Here is a 1,300-nt window from a genome sequence, read left to right as displayed (position 1 = left end):
TGTCTCGTCCTAAAATACGTTGACGTTTTTTTATTCAAGCCGGCTGCCAATGGCAGTCGGCTTTTTTATGCACCTCTTCGGGTGTTTTCATTCCCAGGCTGAGGTGCGGCCTGAGTCGATTATATGCATCGATGGATTCTTCCACCAACCTTTTGAGTTCAGCAAAACTCTTACATCGGTATAACAGGAACTCCTGTTTGAGGATTCCATTTATACGTTCAGCCAGAGCATTCTGATAGCAATCATATCCATCTGTCATAGATGGCTGAATACGACTTTTCGCCAACGTTTCCTGATAGAGAGCCGAGCAATACTGTAACCCTCTGTCAGAATGATGGATCAGCGGTGCATCTGTAACGCGTTGAGCCACAGCCTTTTTCAAAGCCGCATTAGGATGAACAGCTCTCATATCATGGCTAAGCTTATGTCCCATGATTTTTCTGGAACAGGCATCGGTGACCAGTGAGAGGTAATGCACCCCTTCATCGCTCTCCAGATAGGTCATATCACTTACAAACACCTGTTCTGGTCGATGAAGCTTCAAGTCTGCCAGCAAGTTTGGATGCTTCCTCATCCAGTGCTTGCTATGTGTGGTCTTCGTATAACTGCGCTTTGGAGCGATTAACATTCGCTGTTGGCGCAGATATTCAAACAGACCATCACGCCCAAGTTTAATCCCCTCTCGAAGCAGTTCCGGCTTGAGCAAGTAATAGAGTTTACGTGTTCCCAGGCGAGGAAGACGTTGCCGGATCTCCAGCACCATTGCCCTGACAGGCTCCAAACTGGCCTCTCTCTGCCGATGACGCTGCTCCGCCTGGTAGATCGATTGACGCGACAGGCCCATAAAATCACACGCTTTCGCCAGACTCACTTCTCCTTGCCTTTGGAGCTTGCGGGCAGCCTGGCTAAACACTTTTTTCGCAGTGATGTCCCATATTGCTCATCGGCAATGTCTATCATTGTATTGAGAAGAAGATTGCGCTGACGCTCATCCTCCAGCTCCTTCTCCAGACGTTTGATCGTTTGCGCAGGGCTCTCTTTTGACTTGGGCATCGGACTACTCCTTCTTTCAGACCAATCCAATTTACCATGTTTACGCAACCAGACCAAAACCGTGCTGCGACCCTGGATACCATAACGCTCCTGAGCTTGTTTATAGGTGAGATCGCCCTTTTCAACCTGTTCGACAATGCTCAATTTAAAGCCCAATGTATAATCACGCTGACTTCGTCTGCGCCTTGCTGTTTCTTCCTTTCCCATAATAAGTCCTTTTTGTGTCAACTTATTTCAGGACGGGACA

1 protein-coding gene is annotated in these 1,300 nt (G+C 47.8%); it reads right to left on the bottom strand.

What is annotated here, in order from left to right; all coding sequences use genetic code 11:
- Positions 1–34: 34 nt before the first annotated feature.
- Positions 35–1,260, bottom strand: a protein-coding gene (locus F3F96_RS12315; protein ID WP_206675342.1) for an IS3 family transposase whose coding sequence is annotated in 2 segments (ribosomal slippage) — positions 35–882 and positions 882–1,260 — 1,227 coding nt in all. Because the reading frame shifts where the segments join, the coding sequence is not laid out codon by codon here.
- Between the last annotated feature and the right edge of the window lie 40 nt (positions 1,261–1,300).

The sequence above is a fragment of the Mariprofundus sp. NF genome (assembly GCF_013387455.1).
Lineage (GTDB): Bacteria > Pseudomonadota > Zetaproteobacteria > Mariprofundales > Mariprofundaceae > Mariprofundus.
This window is presented reverse-complemented; position numbering and strand designations above follow the sequence as displayed.